This is a genomic window from Aquimarina pacifica (assembly GCF_000520955.1).
GTDB lineage: Bacteria > Bacteroidota > Bacteroidia > Flavobacteriales > Flavobacteriaceae > Aquimarina > Aquimarina pacifica.
The window spans coordinates 65585-81873 of the sequence record NZ_JACC01000030.1 but is presented as its reverse complement, the minus strand read 5'-3'; the positions used below and the strand labels follow the sequence as shown (position 1 = coordinate 81873).

Here is a 16289-nt window from a genome sequence, read left to right as displayed (position 1 = left end):
AACTCTTGGGCAGGAATTTCTGAAGGGAGAGCAACTGTAGCCAAAGGAGAAGAACTACCTGTAGGAACCTATTATTATGTCCTTAAAATAAAAGATCGAAAAGACAGAGCTGGATACTTATATGTTAATAGGTAATAATTAAACTACAAAAATATATTCGATAGTACAGTTCCTATACTTTACATCTTATTTCTTACTAAACTTAATGATTTTTATTTTGAAGGTTTTATACGGGCTTCAAAATCTTAACACATTATTATTAATTGTAATACAAAACTTACATAAATTCATTTTGTATTTTTTGTATAAAACTTCCTCCCCAAGAATTAAAACACTAACCACAAGGTACTTTAACTATAAAAAACTTCAATAAAAACACAAAAACATAATCATATGTTTTGGAAATCTGACGTTTTTCAAAACTATGAAAAACAAAAAAAACCGATTAAAAGACATAAATAAATTAACATTTGTTTACTTATTATCACGTAAATATAAACAATTTCACACATTCAGAATAAACATCACAAACACACAAAACACTCATAATCAATTATTTATGTATTGAAAATCTTTTCTTTCTAAGACAAAATCAATTTCCAAATTTCATGAAAATTATCAATTAATAATTACGGTAAGACCGTAATTATTATGAGTTACTCCTATATACAACCGTAGCTTTTTATACCTAAATTGTAATAAGGGAAAAAATTAAACATCTGAAATATAATATTTTACATGATTTTCATTTTTTCAAAACGTTCTTTAGCTTAATTTTTATGTTATACTTATTGCACATAAAAATTCAAGAGTTTAAACTAATTCTTTATAATAGAATTATTTGTTTTATGTATGCATAAAAACAGTATGTATAAAACCTAAAAACCTTACGATTGTAAAATTCTGGCGAGTCAACAATAGTAATGGAGTATTGAATAACGATAAATTAATAACCAATTATCATGAAAGGAAATTTTAGACTACAACTTTCAAAAGTAACTTTGTTTTTCGAACGAATTACTCTTTCTTCAAAATGGAAAAAATTATTTAAAAATTCTCGTACACTGTACGCTTCCATTAACAATTTCAGAACCTCAGTAATAACACCAAATTACACGTAGTTATTCATATATGTATATGTTGAATACTTATCTGTACATGTTATAAACTTTTCTAAATTAATAAGATAGATTTTCTAACTACTATTAACATTAGAATCCCAGTTTATTTTTCTTGCACCATTTGCATAAAGCACAGTATAGTATCATTTGATAAGAATTAATTCTTGTTACCTACCAAATTCAATAAACTTATTCCAACATTTAGATACCTGAAAAACCATGAAACTTATCCAAATAATTACGCTCTTGTTTTTGTGCACCTCATGTGCTATTGAAGATGATTATGTACCTCTAAATATTGAACCTATATTTGTCGATAACCCAGAAACAACTATTAAGATTGATATTATTTATGTCCTACCTTCTGGAAATAATAACAAATCAATGTATCATCTTAATGAAAATGATTTTGTAGATAATTTAAATGGTGGTTTTTTTCATCGATATGACATTGGGCTTGAACTAGGTCAAATCAGAACTATTACAAATGATGAACTTTATGATTTACGTGATAATAGAGATGCCGAAACCAGTACTTTTCTAAAAGAAACTCAAGATTCATACAAAAAAGATAGAGTAAATGTATATATAATAAAAAGAGCTAATACTATTGCTCTTGCCGGAATAGGTAATGATAAACGAGCACTAATTACTGATGAATTCTTATACGAGACTACTGCTCCTCATGAGATTGGTCATGCTCTTGGTCTGTTTCATACTGCAGAAGAAGGAAATATTATGAGCCAAATCAATCCACATAAGAGAACATTTTTTTCTGATACACAAGTATTAAAAATGAAAAATCACATTCACAAAACTAAAGAACAGTAAGAAAGAAAGTAATATTCTTACTATCATAAAAATAGAGCAATACAAACAAAATGGTAGTAGTTCTATCTAAAATTGCCATTACGTAGAAGTATTGCCATATCCAACATTCATTATCAGCTTTTTTATGGATCATCCCCCCAACCATAAAAAAGCATAAAAATAATCGTATAATTAATCCTTAAATAAATTATGCGCGCCCAATGGCATTTCTCCGAAAATAATTATACATTTATCTCATAGCTATAAAGAAGTACAAAAAACATAGTATTCATATGTTTTTTTAATACCTTTCATTAGCTTTTACTATTTACATCATAAAAGAACTAAAATTATAAAGATGAAGGAAAAATCAGGAAAAATACAAGATCTGATTGATAAAAAATTTTTAGAAGAACGCAGCGTGTTTTTATGGGGGCAAGTAGATGATAAATCTGCAAAGCACGTAATCGATCGCCTTATGTATCTGGATATGATCAATGATGAGGAGATAAAATTATATATTAATAGCCCTGGCGGATATGTAACTTCGGGATTTGCGATGTACGATACTATAAAAAGTCTAAAAAGTCCGGTCTCAACTATTTGTACAGGATTAGCGGCTTCTATGGGTTCTATTTTACTTAGTGTTGGTAAAAAAGGCAGACGTTTTATTCAACCACATGCCAAAGTTATGATTCACCAGCCAAGTGGTGGCGCAAGAGGACAAGCTTCAAACATAGAAATTCAAGCTGCCGAAATACTCAAAACCAAAGAATTAAGTGCACAAATCCTTGGTGATAATTGCGGGCAAGATATAGAAAAGGTTCTAAAAGACTTTAATCGAGATTACTGGATGGATGCACAAGAATCTTTAGAATATGGCATAGTAGACGGAATTCTAGAATAAATTATTTCAGAAATTCGTAGAAATAAGCCACTAAAACACCTAAGCTTATGGAAAGACTAGATTTTTTGAATATTAGCGCATTGACAATGATTGGTTTGTCTTTGCCGTTGTCTTCATTGGCAATGCCACAATCACAATTTTCTAAAGAAGATTTGATGGGCAAAAGCAATCCAAAACTTCTGGGTGAAGGATATAAGTTGCGAAAAAAGGCTTTTTTGGCTTTTTCTAAAATGAAAGCAGAAGCCGAAAAAAGAGGTTTCAAAATAAAGGTTGTTTCTAGCTATAGAAACTACGATCGACAACATCAAATTTGGGAACGTAAATATACCCGCTATACTTCTGCTGGTTTATCTCCTTCCAAGTCCATAAATAAAATAATAGAATACTCCACAATACCTGGGACATCTAGACACCATTGGGGTACTGACATCGATATTATTGATGGTAGTGCCCCAAAACAAAGAGACCCTCTATTAGCAAAGCATTTTGAAATGGGTGGTCCATATTATAGATTCAAACAATGGTTAGATGAATACGCTAATTCGTTTGGGTTTTATCTTGTTTACACTAATAAACCCGGAAGAAAAGGCTTTAAGTATGAGCCCTGGCATTACTCTTATGCTCCATTATCCATTCCTATGCTCAAAGCTTACCGAAAGCTACAGATAGATAAAGAATTAAAGTTCACAAAACTCATGGGGAGTGACTATTTTACTGATGATTTTATAAATAAGTATGTAAGCTGTAATATTTTGGATATAAATCCAGAATTATTGTAAAAACTTCTTGAATTTATCAGATAAAACATACTAAAAATAGGATTATTGGAGTTATATTGATACAAAAGCCCCAAAAATGAAAAAATTATCTTATTTTCTGTATATACTATCTATTCTTTCTCTAACTCTTGCCATATCCTGTTCTGATGACCAAAAGGATGATATCTTAGAAGACGAAACACTAGAACAGGAAGAAATTGATGAAGAAACCATAGTTAGCGAAAGTGATACTACGATTGTAGAAGAGATTCTACAACTTATAAACGAATACCGTCAAAGTAAAAACCTATCCTCTTTGACAATGAATTCAACTGCGAATCAATTAGCTGCTGACCATACACAATATATGATATCCCAAGGAAAAATAAGTCATGATGATTTTTCTTTGAGAGCAGATGCTCTCAATGAGCAAGAAGGTGCAAGGGCAACAGCCGAAAACGTAGCGAGTTCTTATCCAGATGCCGAAAGTGTAGTGAACGCATGGATCGCTAGTGAAGGCCATAGAAAAAATATTGAAGGTACTTATACACATACAGGTATTGCTGTGATTCAGGATGAAAACAACCGATATTACTACACTCAATTATTTTTCAGATAACTTCGCTCACCAAGCAATAGGCCCCAGCAATAAATTCGAATACCGTAAAAGCAATAGTAACGCTCCTATAATGTAAATCATACTAGAGTGTGTTACCTATATAAGTACTTATGAATTTCGATTTGCAAATTTTAGTATTTCTATTTCCTAATTTAGGTATCCTGATCTAATATTTTATTTAGTTTTTAATCCTATTTATTTTACTAACTTTAATGCTGATATAAAACTTGATTTATCATGAGACGCGGAGGCTTAAAAATTAGAATTTTAATAGGATTGGCAATCGTTGCGTTTGCTTTTATTAAAAAATGTAATAACAAGACTTTGAACCCATATACAGACAGAGTTCAAAATATTAATATGACCAGCGATCAAGAAATCGCAATTGGACTTCAAAGTGCTCCCGAAATGGCTCAGCAACATGGTGGACTTTACCCAGATCAAAAATTACAAAGCTATATTGATATGATCGGTAATAAACTGGTAAATTCAAGTATGGCAAAGCAAACTCCATATAAATATGAATTTCATTTATTAGCAGATCCAAATACAATTAATGCTTTCGCACTTCCTGGAGGACAAATATTTATAACCTATGCTCTATTATCTAAATTAGAGAATGAAGATCAGGTAGCAGGTGTATTGGGTCACGAAATTGGGCATGTCCTGGGAAGGCATTCTGCAGAAAGAATCGCAGAACATGATTTTTGGAAAACAATTTCGACAGGGGCGTCGGTTGGTGCAGATGCAGGAGGTATAGTAAATGGTATTGGACAAAATATATTGCTTGGTAATGGTCGTGATGATGAATTAGAAAGTGATAAACTAGGTGTGTTATTCATGATCAATTCGGGCTATAACCCAGAAGAAATGATAGGTGTTATGGAAATTCTTAAAAACGCAGCCGGTCCCAATAGAACACCTGAGTTTCAGAGCACGCATCCTGATCCCGAAAACCGTAAAGAAAAAATAAGAGAAGCCATACAAGAATACAGAACTAAGTAATACACTCGTTTTTAGTTATCAGAAAATTAATTATGTGACTTTTTACTAGGACACTGTATACACAAATAATGAATGAAAATCCGATTTCTCATTCGTATAATCAAAAAAAACTTCACTTTAGAGACGTTGCTCCAGAGTGAAGTTTTTATTTTTTTAAAATTTAACCTTGGTAATCGATTAAGACAGCTCTTTCAATAGTGCCACGGCTTCTTTGGCATTTGATATTTCTGCAAATTTAATAGCATTGTACCCTTTTCGGTTTTTGGTCTTTATTTTCGCTCCTTTTTCTACAAGAACCTTGATAATCTCAAGACGATTATATCTTGCGGCATACATAAGTGGTGTCATTCCTTCAGACACTTCATTTACATCGTTTCCGAATTCGATCATTTTTTTTACAGCTTCTAAATCTCCTTTTACAATTGCCATACATAGTGGATTTGCTTTAAAGGTAACAAGTTCGTAATCATAACTGGTTGTGGTCGAATTAGCCTCTTTAGCAAGGCTTACTGATGAGATAAACATAATCGTCATTACAGTTAAAATTGTTTTTTTCATGATGTTGTACATTTTTTATTAAGTGATAACTTATTGATTACTTATAAGACACTCCATCCTGTCTATTTGTTACACTTAAAAATGAAAATAACATAATTTTAACCCTAACAAATGTTTGTTTTCTAAACAATTACATTAAATTTTTCTGAATATCGCAGTCAGCCTCTCGCCCATCCTGCTATCATTAGCTAAGAGTGAGTATTTTTAGTATCAACCAAAAAAAAGGGGAATATCTAACCTTATTAACCCAAAATTAACCTAAACGTAAAGAACCTCTAGTTATTTATGTTATCCCAACAAAAACCCACAAAGTATTATGAATCTTTCAATTTTAGAGGTTATGCAAACCTCTACTTATCAATTCCATACAAATAAAGCGATAGGAAATCAAAAAAAACGAGACAACCGAATGTGGATATTTCAAGATTTTTGGGTTCTTCTTAATGAAGTTGTACTTTTGAATCTTGCATTAGTTTTTGGTATTAAAAACCACATTATCACTAATCAAAATCATCAAACCATAAAAAGAAATGAATAAAAAAGCAATCTTAATGATTCTTGACGGATGGGGAACGTCACCAGATCCAAACGTATCGGCAATTGATAATGCCGAAACTCCATTTATTGATAGTTTATATACAAAATATCCAAATGCTTCTTTACGCACTGATGGGCTTCATGTTGGACTGCCAGAAGGACAAATGGGAAACAGTGAAGTTGGCCATATGAATCTTGGTGCCGGAAGAATTGTATACCAAGATTTGGCTAAAATCAATATGGCTATAGAAAATGACACACTGAAAAAAGAAACAGTTCTAATAGATGCTTTTCAATACGCTAAAGAAAACAACAAAAATGTTCATTTACTAGGACTTGTAAGTAATGGGGGCGTTCATTCTCATATAAATCACATCAAAGGATTATTAGACGCTGCGAATGCCTACGGACTTACAGACGTATTTTTACATGCGTTTACCGACGGACGTGATGTTGATCCAAAATCAGGAAAAGGACACCTTGAAACTGTTCAAAATCATATGGCAAAAACCACGGGTAAAATCGCCTCTGTTATAGGTAGATATTATGCGATGGATCGAGACAAAAGATGGGAACGTGTTAAGCTCGCTTATGACCTGGTCGTAAAAGGTGAAGGAGAAACCACTACAAATGTACTCGAATCAATTCAGGCAAATTATGATAATAATGTAACCGATGAGTTTATAAAACCTATCATTGTTCAGGAAAATGGTGTACCTCTGACAACTATCAAAGAAGATGATGTTGTTATATTTTTTAATTTCAGAACGGATCGTGGTAGAGAATTAACCGAAATGCTTTCTCAAAATGATATGCCTGAATATCAAACAAAAAAACTTCCTTTGTACTATGTTACGCTCACCAATTATGATGAGAATTTCAAAGGAATCAAGGTTATTTATAACAAAGATAATATTACTGAGACTCTAGGAGAAGTAATCTCAAAAGCGGGGAAGACACAAATCAGAATTGCAGAAACAGAAAAATATCCACATGTTACTTTTTTCTTTTCTGGAGGACAAGAAGAACCTTTTAAAGGAGAGTCCAGAATTTTGCGTAACTCTCCCAAAGTAGCCACCTATGATTTAAAGCCAGAAATGAGCGTATATGAATTGAGAGATGCTCTTGTACCAGAATTGCAAAAAGGAGAAGTTGATTTTGTTTGTCTTAATTTTGCTAATGGTGATATGGTAGGCCATACGGGAGTTATGGAAGCAGCTATAAAAGCCTGTGAGGCAGTTGATATTTGCACCAAAGATGTCATTGAAACAGCTTTAGAAAAAGACTACTCGATCCTATTGATAGCTGATCATGGCAATTGTGAGACAATGATTAATCCGGATGGATCTCCGCATACTGCTCACACCACAAATCCTGTCCCTTTTATTTTGATAGACAAAGACCAAATTAAATTAAAAGATGGGGTATTGGGTGATATTGCACCTACCATTTTAGATCTTATGGGAATAGAAAAACCTGCTGCCATGACCCAAGAATCATTGCTAGTAAAGTAAAGCTCTAATAGCACAATGTTTTGGATATGTTAAACTGTACCTAAAACATTGTGCTTACTTTTTCTGTTTATAGTATATTAGTATGCTTACGACAATTTCTAATATTCATGAAAAAAGTACTATTCATTACATTTTTGGGACTACTACTATGTTGCAAAAATGAATCAACAACTCCGCACTCAGCCAAAGAAAAAGCTGATTCAAATGCCAAAGAAACGGTAGAATCACCTCCTGATTCTGAAGAAATTGAACCTGAAATTTTATTAGGAAAACAAGACCGACAGGCACTTAAGAAAAGCCCATACAATACTTGGTTTGACACCAACTATGAGGCCTATACCATCGACACAACAAGCGTAAAAAAATTAATCCCCTATCTCAAAAACATAACTATAAAGGCTTTTATAGGAACCTGGTGCGAAGATAGCCAACGGGAAATCCCTACATTATATAAAATTTTGGATGCCACTAATTTTGATTACAAAAAACTCGAGTTAGTTACTGTTTCTCGCGAAAAAGATACTCCGGATAAATTCGAAGAAGGTCTCAATATCTTAATGGTACCAACTTTTATATTTTATAAAGATGGAAAAGAGATGGGCCGCTATGTAGAGTTTGCCAGAGAAACGCTCGAAAAAGATATGTTAACAATTGTGTCTGAACAATCGTACAAGCATTCCTATGAAAATTAATGGATTGAATCCTAATATTCTTTGTAAATTTGCCAACCATTTTTATATGTAATTTTTACAATCCTATATGATTATTACCAAAACACGTGAAGAAATAGAGCTAATGCGAGAAAGCGCATTGATTGTCTCTAAAACCTTAGGCATGTTAGCTTCTGAATTAAAACCGGGAGTTACTACTGCACAATTAGACAAAATAGCAGAAGAGTTCATTAGAGATCAAGGAGCAATCCCTGGTTTCTTAGGTCTTTACGGCTGTCCCTCTACCCTTCTCACCAGTGTTAACGAAGCGGTTGTACATGGCTTACCAACAGATAAGCCATTAGAAGAAGGGGACATTGTAGCTATAGATTGTGGAGCTATAAAAAATGAGTATTATGGTGATCATGCATATACATTTACAATCGGTGACGTAACACCAGAGGTAGAAAAATTACTAAAAGTCACAAAAGAATCTCTATACAAAGGAATTGAGGCATTCTCATTAGGTAATCGGGTTGGTGATGTAGGCTATGCGATACAAAAGTATACTGAAGACGAAGGATATGGTGTTGTAAGAGAACTTGTTGGTCATGGTGTTGGCAAAAAACTACATGAAGACCCTGAGATGCCAAATTACGGACGTAGAGGAAAAGGAAAAAAATTCTTAGAAGGTATGGTAGTTGCCATAGAACCCATGATTAATATGGGAACACATAGAATTAAACAATTAAAAGACGGCTGGACTATTGTTACTGCAGATGGCAAACCTAGTGCTCACTTTGAGCATGATGTGGCCTTGGTAGATGGAAAACCTGAAATCCTTTCTACCTTCAAATATATTTATCAAGCACTTGGTATAGAATCTGATGAAGAGGATGCTTTTAGACAAGAATTATTGACAATATAACATCTTTGATTAATACAAAAAATCACTCACAGTTACATTAGAACAAACAAGACTGTATTTAGCTTCGTACTATCTACTCGTCCTCAGGGTATAACAAATGAAAAAACTTTTTAAGCTTATACTAAATACCATACCAAGACCTCTTCTGATACGGCTGAGTTATTTGGCACGCCCAATTATAAGTTTATTTTTAAAAGGCAACACCTATACTGACCCAATTGATGGCAAAAGTTTTTCTAAGTTTTTACCTTATGGTTATGGCACACAAAGAGACAATGTACTCTCTCCTTCTACCCTCTCACTAGAGCGTCATAGATTACTTTGGTTATACTTAAAAAATGAGACTGATTTTTTTACAAAGCCTTCTAAAGTGTTGCATTTTGCCCCCGAGCAGGCTTTTTACAAGAGGTTTAGAAAATTACCACATCTAGACTATACAACAACTGACCTTAACTCTCCTTTGGCTGATATAAAAGCTGATATTTGCAACCTTCCTTTTGAAGACAACACGTATGATATTATTTTTTGCAACCACGTTTTAGAACATATTCCCGATGATACCAAAGCCATGCAAGAGCTCTATAGAGTACTAAAACCAAATGGGATGGCTATTTTACAAATTCCGCAAGAATTAGAGAGAGAAACTACTTTTGAAGACGATAGTATTACTGATCCCAAGGAGCGTGCAGCAATATTCGGTCAATATGATCATGTACGTGTATATGGCAGGGATTATTTTGAAAAACTACGATCCATCGGTTTTAGAGTTAATGAAGTTGATTACACCAACACCTTACCCAAAGAAAAAGTCACAAAATACTGCCTAGCACAAGATGAAATTCTTCCTGTTTGTTATAAATAGTGATTTTTAAATTACTTGATATTAATATTTATAACATATTAAATCACAACACATGAAGCCTTATTTAATATTTTTAAGATCTTTGTTATCAATTCTTTAAATTTATTTATCAATGGGAAATACTAAGCTTTCGTTTACCAAAATTGTATTTTGTCTATACGTGTATCTTAGTAGCGCTATTGCGCTTTATTCGCAAACCAAAGAATTTAATCTTGACAAAGCTGCTGAGCAAGTGCTCATTGCCGATACTTTTTTAATAAATAAAAAATTAGATAGTGCTCTAGTATATTTTGAAAAAGCCTTAATCGGATTTAAAAAAGACAAAGATCAAAATAATATCATCCAGTCTTATGAGAAAATAATAGAGATCCAACGAGAAAATTTTGATTTTGCCCAGGCTTTATGTAATGCAGAAGAATTGATGGCGATACGATCAAAAACCTATCCGCCAAATCATCCAGAAATTGCATTCTCTTATAATACGCTGGGGCATATTCTTAAATCACTAGATAAGTTTAAAGATGCCAATAACTATTACAAAAAAGCACTTACTATACAACTAGAAAATTTTGGCAAAAACGATTATCGCACCGCAGATTGTTACCACAATATTGGCACTATTCATCATTTTAATGCGGATTATAACGATGCATTAGAAAATTATAATAAAAGTCTCAAAGTAAGAGTCGCAACTTTTGGAAAATCTCACAAAAAAGTTGCCGACAGCTATACTGACATAGGAATTACCTACTGGCACTTAGGTAAATACGACTTATCCATAGAATATCATAAAAAGGCATTAAACATACGGAAGAAAATTTTTGGAAAAAAAAGTGCCGAAGTTGCTTTTTCTTATTCTCACATCGGCGACGTAAAAACATATCAGGATCAATTTGAGGTAGCTAAAGAATATTATGACAATGCCTTAACAATACTAAGCAATATATACGGAAGTCAGCATCCTAATACTTCTCGCTGTTATCAAGGGAAAGCCTACATACACCTCTTTAAAAGACAAACAGAAAAAGCGCTAATATACTATAAAAAAACACTTTCTATTTTATCCAAAAAACTTGGGGTTAATCACTCTAATATTGCTGACGTTTATATTTATTTGGGATATACTTGGTTTAAAAAGGGTAGATATGATCAAGCATTGATTTACTACCAAAAAAGCATGAATATTATGTTAGAGGTTTATCCCAAAACACATCCTTATCTTGGCTCTGATTATAACAACATAGGTTTAGCACATTACCTCAAGGGGGAACCTAACAAAGCTATTTCTTATTATAAAAAAGCACTACAAAATTATATTAGCGCTTTAGGAGAAGAACATGGTGCAGTGGCTAGAACTTATAATAATATTGCTAACACATACAAAACCCAGGAAAAATATAATCAAGCCTTGGTTTACTATAAGAAAGCACTAAAAATCAGATTAACTAATAATAGGCGTCACGATTTATCCGCATCTTACCACGATCTTGCTGATTTATATAGACTAAAAAAAAACTATACTAAATCTATTGAGTATTATGAAAAAGGTTTAGTTATACAAATACATTTATTTGGAAAAAATCACTATTACGTCTCTGACATCCTTAACTCTATTGCCAAAGTATACTCTGATAAAGAGGATTATACAAAAGCTCTGGAGTATCTCGAAAAAAGCATTGTCATAAGACTACAGACCGATGGTAAGCACCATCCTAGAACTGCAAAATCATATAATCAAATTGCGGATTTATATTATAACATCAATAACTATACAACTGCATTATCCTATATAGAAAAAGCAATCATTGCCAACATCAAACCAAATAAAAACTCATCAAATACCTTTGATTCTAATCAGTATTTAGATCACAATATTCTTTTGCAGAGTCTACAGAAAAAAGCCCTAATACTGCGAGAAAAATTCTTATCTGGTAAACAAAAAAAGGATTTAATAGCCAGTAGTAAAACATATAAAACAGCAGACACGCTAATACAGCAGATTAGAAAAAGGTATGATAACTATAAGGATAAAGTCAGTTTTGCCAAACAAACCAAAGATCTATATGCCGGAGCCATAACCACCGAATTATTAGACCATCGAATTAACCAAAAGCAAACAGCCAAAGAACGTGCTTTTTATTATACCGAAAGAAGCAAGGCCAATACACTAAAAACGATACTTGCCGAATCTAATGCACAGAGCTTTTCGGGGCTACCAAACGACATTATAGATAAAGAATCTCAATTGAAAAATGATTATGCTTTTTTTACTTCAGAAATACTAACAGAAAGAAATAGCAAAGATCAAAACTCTGAGAAAATACAAAACTACGAAAACAAGTTATTTCAGATCGGCACTACACAAGACTCTCTAATCCAAATCATTGAAGAAAATTATCCTAAGTATTATCAATTAAAATACCAAAACACTACTATATCTATTGCTGATATTCAAAACAAAATACCCCCATACACCACTGTAATAGCATTCTTTTTTGACAATAGCAATACCCATATTTTTGCCATTTCTAAAAACAATATAACCACAACTACAGTAGCAACACCTGAGCTTCAAAAAGCTATAGCAGCACAAAGGCAATCAATTACTTCTAAAAATATTAAAAATTTCAAACGAATTTCTCACCAACTCTATGAACAATTAATTACTCCAATCAAAGATCATATAGTAGGAGATCAATTGATTATTATTCCTGATGGACCACTCTGGCATCTTAACTTTGAACTATTGCTCACCCAGAGCAACCCCACAAATGACCCAAGGCAATTATCATATATGTTAAAAAAGTATGCGATCAGCTATATAAATTCTGCCCATATTTTGTTTGGGTCAGCACAAAAAAAACCATTTTCTAGAGAAGAAAAAGAATGTCTTGCTTTTTCATTTTCTGATACTTCTGCATTCAGTAGTAATCAAATAAGTCTTGCAACTTTAAGAGATGCTTCTTATGATTTGCCTGGCACTAGAAAAGAGATTAAAGCTATATCTGAAATTATTGATGGCAAATACTACTATGGATCTGAAGCAAAAGAGAGTAATTTTAAGAAAAATGCTAATCGCTATGCTATTTTACACCTAGCACTGCATGGAGAAGTCGATAATGAACGTCCCGAAAACTCGAAACTTCTATTCACCCAAAGCACCGATTCTACAAACAATAATTCTGAGGATAATTATTTGTATAGCCACGAACTTTTTGCATTACATATTCCTGCAGAACTAACAGTGCTTAGTGCTTGCAATACAGGATCAGGAAAAATTGCAAAAGGAGAAGGCATTATGAGTTTAGGCAATGCGTTTCAGTACGCTGGGACAAAAAGTTTAGTATTAAGTCGTTGGGAAATATCTGATCAAACCACTCCTCAAATAATGAAGTATTTCTATGCAAATCTTAAAAAAGGAATGGACAAAAGTAAAGCTTTACAACAAGCAAAGCTTAACTACCTTGGTAATGCAGACATCAATAGAACAGCTCCTTTTTATTGGGGAGGGTTTTATTTAGTGGGAGATTCGACATCTATTCATTTTGATAACAACTATCGCTTGTATTGGATCTTAGGAGTGATTGCCTTTTTGACACTTGGATTCTTTATATTCTGGTACAAACGAAAAACATCATAGTTTTTTTAACCTTCAGGAAAACCATTAACCGCCAATGTTTTTAACTCCTTATGATCGTTTTCATAAATAAAAAACACCTTAAGGTTTTGATGTGTATTAAGAAATGCTTTCGCCTCTTCTAATCCCATAGACATTAATGCTGTAGCATAAGCATCTGCTTGCATACAAGTGTTTGCTAATACAGAAACACTTAACAAATTTGACTTATGTGGATATCCTGTTTTGGCATCAATAATATGAGCGTATCGATTGCCGTTTTTATCAATTTTATACTTGCGATAACTTCCTGATGTCGCCATAGCCTCATTATGTAACTCTATCACTTTACTGTAGGACTGGGTGTCATCAAAATTAGGGTCCTCTATACCTATTCGCCATGGTTTTTGTGTACTAATATTACTTCCCTTGCCTCTAATTTCTCCTCCTATTTCTACAAGATAATTAGCAAACCCTTTCTCTTCTATAAATGATGAAAAAACATCTACCGCATATCCTTTTGCCAAAGCATTAAAATCTAAGTACACTCTTGGATCTTTCTTTATTATTTTATTCTTAAATAAAAACACAGAATTCAACCCCACTGTTTGCAGCAAACTATCTATTTTAAGACTATCCAAAGACGTTTCTGCTCCTTCTGGACCAAAATCCCATGCATTTACTAAAACACCAATAGTGGGATCAAAAACACCTTGTGTTTCTTTATATAATACTTTAGATGCATTAAATACATTTCTAAAATGAGAATCAACAGTAATTGTAGTATCCCCTGCATTAATTTTTGAGATATCAGAATCTTTTATGTATGTTGACATTGATTTATTTATAACAGCAATCATACTATCATAGGCTTTAGAAAAATCAACTTCTTGTTTGGCAATAAACTGGACAGAAAAATTCGTACCAAATGCATCCCCTCTAGCATAATTATGATACGGCTCCTCTTTCCTTTTACAGGAAAAAAGCATCAGTATTACACCTATTATTATTGCACTTTTTTTGAACATACTCTCTTAATTAAGATGTGTTTCTATCAATTGTAAACCTGCATATTCAAGAACATATTCTTCATTATAAAACACCGGCTTATTTGGATTTTCAGAATTTTGCAGTCCTACTCCTGCATAGAACACCTTAGCTTCTTGTTCTACAGCATGCTTTTTAAATGATTCCATCCAAATCATATCATAATTATGCGGGTTATCTGGATAAGAAACGGCTTTTACCAATACAAAATACCGTTGATTAGAACTATCAATACATACAAATTGTGGGTGTTTTCCCAATGTACTATTGATTGCTATAAATTCGAACCCTTTTTTTTCCAGTTCTTCGCCAACAATATTCATGGCAAGATTATGTAGTTCCTGATTAGTAAGTATCCTTGTCATAGCCGTCAAAGATACAATCAAATTACAAATTATTTAAACCGTATAAACAAGGCTTCATCAAAATAGTAACTTGGCGTGTAGACGGGGTCATTTTTATTAAATCTGTACCATGGGGATATTCCGATTTCTTCATGATTCTTAAGCAAGCATACACTCTGAGCTGGTGTATTTCCTTGAGCTAATAAGAATAATTTATCGCCATTCTCATTAACAATCTCATCTACAACAATCTCTATATGGCCCGGAGAACCAGGTTTCACCAACATATCACCAATAGTAATTTTTTCTATTTTTATTTTAGGAAGTTCTGTGTACATAGAAAGTGTTCCTGCATACATATAGATTAGATTAAGGTATTTATAAAAATTAGATTTCGAATTGTTGGGTGATGCCGTTTTATGAAAACTTACTTTATTACCTTTTATCTTAGGGCGAAAGCCCTTTGCATACATTGCCCATGAGCAATAATGCCCAGATGTAAAGTTAAATCCTATCTCATCCTTTCTGTTCTTATCCCATAAGTATTCGGATCTGATCCTCATTAATGCATCTGCACATTGTTGTAATCCGTTAGAAGGCACTGGTACTTCTAAAATGGCATCGTGCCAATTCTGAGCAAAATATTCAGTATCATCGTAATTAATAATTTGGCTACCATATGGTTTAACTCTATAGTGCCGCAAATATGACTGAAACGATCCGCTATCATAGTTGACCCTAGTATATCCCTCTGGAACTATCACTCTTGTCGATATAGAATCACCACCTTTATTTATATAATTAGGTGTCACCACTGCATTAACAATTGCACCTTTTACATGATTGGCTACTATTTTTCCTTTGGTTGTTTGTTGAACACATAAAACAACAAGTAACAAACCCAACAATATCAATATATATTTCTTCAATCCCATTTACTCTTATAACACGTTAACACTCAAAATTTTGTTTTCTGTTTTAATCAGAAAAAACGCTCTTTTTTTTAAAGACAG

General features: G+C 32.9%; 16 protein-coding genes. 12 read left to right on the top strand and 4 right to left on the bottom strand.

Annotation, left to right across the window (positions count from 1 at the left end):
* From DZ60_RS25775 to DZ60_RS0115345, 6 genes are all read left to right on the top strand, one after another.
* Positions 1-135: T9SS type B sorting domain-containing protein (locus tag DZ60_RS25775; protein WP_394332024.1), on the top strand; the 135-nt coding region annotated here is incomplete at its 5' end.
* A 1205-nt stretch (positions 136-1340) separates the two neighbouring features.
* On the top strand, positions 1341-1952 hold the full coding sequence (locus tag DZ60_RS0115365) for a matrixin family metalloprotease (protein ID WP_025742931.1): 612 nt from the start codon (positions 1341-1343) through the stop codon (positions 1950-1952).
* 337 nt (positions 1953-2289) lie between these two features.
* Positions 2290-2838, top strand: coding sequence for a ClpP family protease (locus DZ60_RS0115360; protein ID WP_025742930.1), 549 nt, complete (start codon positions 2290-2292; stop codon positions 2836-2838).
* A gap of 47 nt (positions 2839-2885) precedes the next feature.
* Positions 2886-3617 (top strand): M15 family metallopeptidase, encoded by a 732-nt coding sequence (locus DZ60_RS0115355; protein WP_025742929.1) that lies wholly within the window; start codon positions 2886-2888, stop codon positions 3615-3617.
* 76 nt (positions 3618-3693) lie between these two features.
* Positions 3694-4215 (top strand): CAP domain-containing protein, encoded by a 522-nt coding sequence (locus DZ60_RS0115350; RefSeq protein ID WP_025742928.1) that lies wholly within the window; start codon positions 3694-3696, stop codon positions 4213-4215.
* 237 nt (positions 4216-4452) lie between these two features.
* A complete protein-coding gene (locus DZ60_RS0115345; protein ID WP_025742927.1) occupies positions 4453-5220 on the top strand; it encodes a M48 family metalloprotease in 768 nt (255 codons plus the stop codon).
* Between the two features lie 177 nt (positions 5221-5397).
* On the opposite strand, the gene DZ60_RS0115340 is transcribed toward DZ60_RS0115345, so the two are convergent.
* The gene (locus tag DZ60_RS0115340) at positions 5398-5778 is read right to left on the bottom strand and encodes an ankyrin repeat domain-containing protein (protein ID WP_025742926.1); all 381 of its coding nucleotides are present in this window, start codon (positions 5776-5778) and stop codon (positions 5398-5400) included.
* Positions 5779-6094: 316 nt separating this feature from the next.
* Here DZ60_RS0115340 and DZ60_RS0115335 point away from each other — a divergent pair, with 316 nt between their 5' ends.
* The 6 genes from DZ60_RS0115335 (at position 6095) to DZ60_RS0115310 (ending at position 13909) form a co-directional block, all read left to right on the top strand.
* Positions 6095-6316, top strand: coding sequence for a hypothetical protein (locus DZ60_RS0115335; protein WP_025742925.1), 222 nt, complete (start codon positions 6095-6097; stop codon positions 6314-6316).
* Positions 6309-7829, top strand: a complete 1521-nt coding sequence (gpmI, locus tag DZ60_RS0115330) for a 2,3-bisphosphoglycerate-independent phosphoglycerate mutase (protein ID WP_025742924.1) — start codon at positions 6309-6311, stop codon at positions 7827-7829. The genes DZ60_RS0115335 and gpmI overlap by 8 nt, the downstream gene beginning before the upstream one ends.
* Before the next feature lie 107 nt (positions 7830-7936).
* Positions 7937-8521 (top strand): thioredoxin family protein, encoded by a 585-nt coding sequence (locus tag DZ60_RS0115325; protein WP_025742923.1) that lies wholly within the window; start codon positions 7937-7939, stop codon positions 8519-8521.
* A gap of 67 nt (positions 8522-8588) precedes the next feature.
* A complete protein-coding gene (gene map, locus DZ60_RS0115320; RefSeq protein ID WP_025742922.1) occupies positions 8589-9407 on the top strand; it encodes a type I methionyl aminopeptidase in 819 nt (272 codons plus the stop codon).
* Positions 9408-9504: 97 nt separating this feature from the next.
* The gene (locus tag DZ60_RS0115315; RefSeq protein WP_025742921.1) at positions 9505-10269 is read left to right on the top strand and encodes a class I SAM-dependent methyltransferase; all 765 of its coding nucleotides are present in this window, start codon (positions 9505-9507) and stop codon (positions 10267-10269) included.
* 112 nt (positions 10270-10381) lie between these two features.
* Positions 10382-13909: a CHAT domain-containing protein gene (locus tag DZ60_RS0115310; RefSeq protein WP_025742920.1), complete on the top strand. Its 3528-nt coding sequence runs from the start codon at positions 10382-10384 to the stop codon at positions 13907-13909.
* 5 nt (positions 13910-13914) lie between these two features.
* Here the strand turns inward: DZ60_RS0115310 and DZ60_RS0115305 are convergent, their stop codons facing one another.
* From DZ60_RS0115305 to DZ60_RS0115295, 3 genes are read right to left on the bottom strand one after another with little or no spacing between them, the layout of a single operon-like run.
* The gene (locus DZ60_RS0115305; protein ID WP_025742919.1) at positions 13915-14913 is read right to left on the bottom strand and encodes an FAD:protein FMN transferase; all 999 of its coding nucleotides are present in this window, start codon (positions 14911-14913) and stop codon (positions 13915-13917) included.
* A gap of 6 nt (positions 14914-14919) precedes the next feature.
* Positions 14920-15318: a Na(+)-translocating NADH-quinone reductase subunit F gene (locus DZ60_RS0115300; protein ID WP_316929901.1), complete on the bottom strand. Its 399-nt coding sequence runs from the start codon at positions 15316-15318 to the stop codon at positions 14920-14922.
* Between the two features lie 8 nt (positions 15319-15326).
* Complete coding sequence (locus DZ60_RS0115295) at positions 15327-16211, bottom strand: DUF4846 domain-containing protein (RefSeq protein WP_394332023.1); 885 nt, start codon at positions 16209-16211, stop codon at positions 15327-15329.
* Between the last annotated feature and the right edge of the window lie 78 nt (positions 16212-16289).

Coding starts and splice junctions, on each gene's coding strand:
- DZ60_RS0115355 (WP_025742929.1), top strand. CDS start 2,886: ATGGAAAGACTAGATTTTTTGAATATTAGCGCATTGACAATGATTGGT.
- DZ60_RS0115360 (WP_025742930.1), top strand. CDS start 2,290: ATGAAGGAAAAATCAGGAAAAATACAAGATCTGATTGATAAAAAATTT.
- DZ60_RS0115335 (WP_025742925.1), top strand. CDS start 6,095: ATGAATCTTTCAATTTTAGAGGTTATGCAAACCTCTACTTATCAATTC.
- DZ60_RS0115345 (WP_025742927.1), top strand. CDS start 4,453: ATGAGACGCGGAGGCTTAAAAATTAGAATTTTAATAGGATTGGCAATC.
- DZ60_RS0115325 (WP_025742923.1), top strand. CDS start 7,937: ATGAAAAAAGTACTATTCATTACATTTTTGGGACTACTACTATGTTGC.
- gpmI (WP_025742924.1), top strand. CDS start 6,309: ATGAATAAAAAAGCAATCTTAATGATTCTTGACGGATGGGGAACGTCA.
- DZ60_RS0115310 (WP_025742920.1), top strand. CDS start 10,382: ATGGGAAATACTAAGCTTTCGTTTACCAAAATTGTATTTTGTCTATAC.
- DZ60_RS0115365 (WP_025742931.1), top strand. CDS start 1,341: ATGAAACTTATCCAAATAATTACGCTCTTGTTTTTGTGCACCTCATGT.
- DZ60_RS0115305 (WP_025742919.1), bottom strand. CDS start 14,913: ATGTTCAAAAAAAGTGCAATAATAATAGGTGTAATACTGATGCTTTTT.
- DZ60_RS0115340 (WP_025742926.1), bottom strand. CDS start 5,778: ATGAAAAAAACAATTTTAACTGTAATGACGATTATGTTTATCTCATCA.
- map (WP_025742922.1), top strand. CDS start 8,589: ATGATTATTACCAAAACACGTGAAGAAATAGAGCTAATGCGAGAAAGC.
- DZ60_RS0115315 (WP_025742921.1), top strand. CDS start 9,505: ATGAAAAAACTTTTTAAGCTTATACTAAATACCATACCAAGACCTCTT.
- DZ60_RS0115295 (WP_394332023.1), bottom strand. CDS start 16,211: ATGGGATTGAAGAAATATATATTGATATTGTTGGGTTTGTTACTTGTT.
- DZ60_RS0115350 (WP_025742928.1), top strand. CDS start 3,694: ATGAAAAAATTATCTTATTTTCTGTATATACTATCTATTCTTTCTCTA.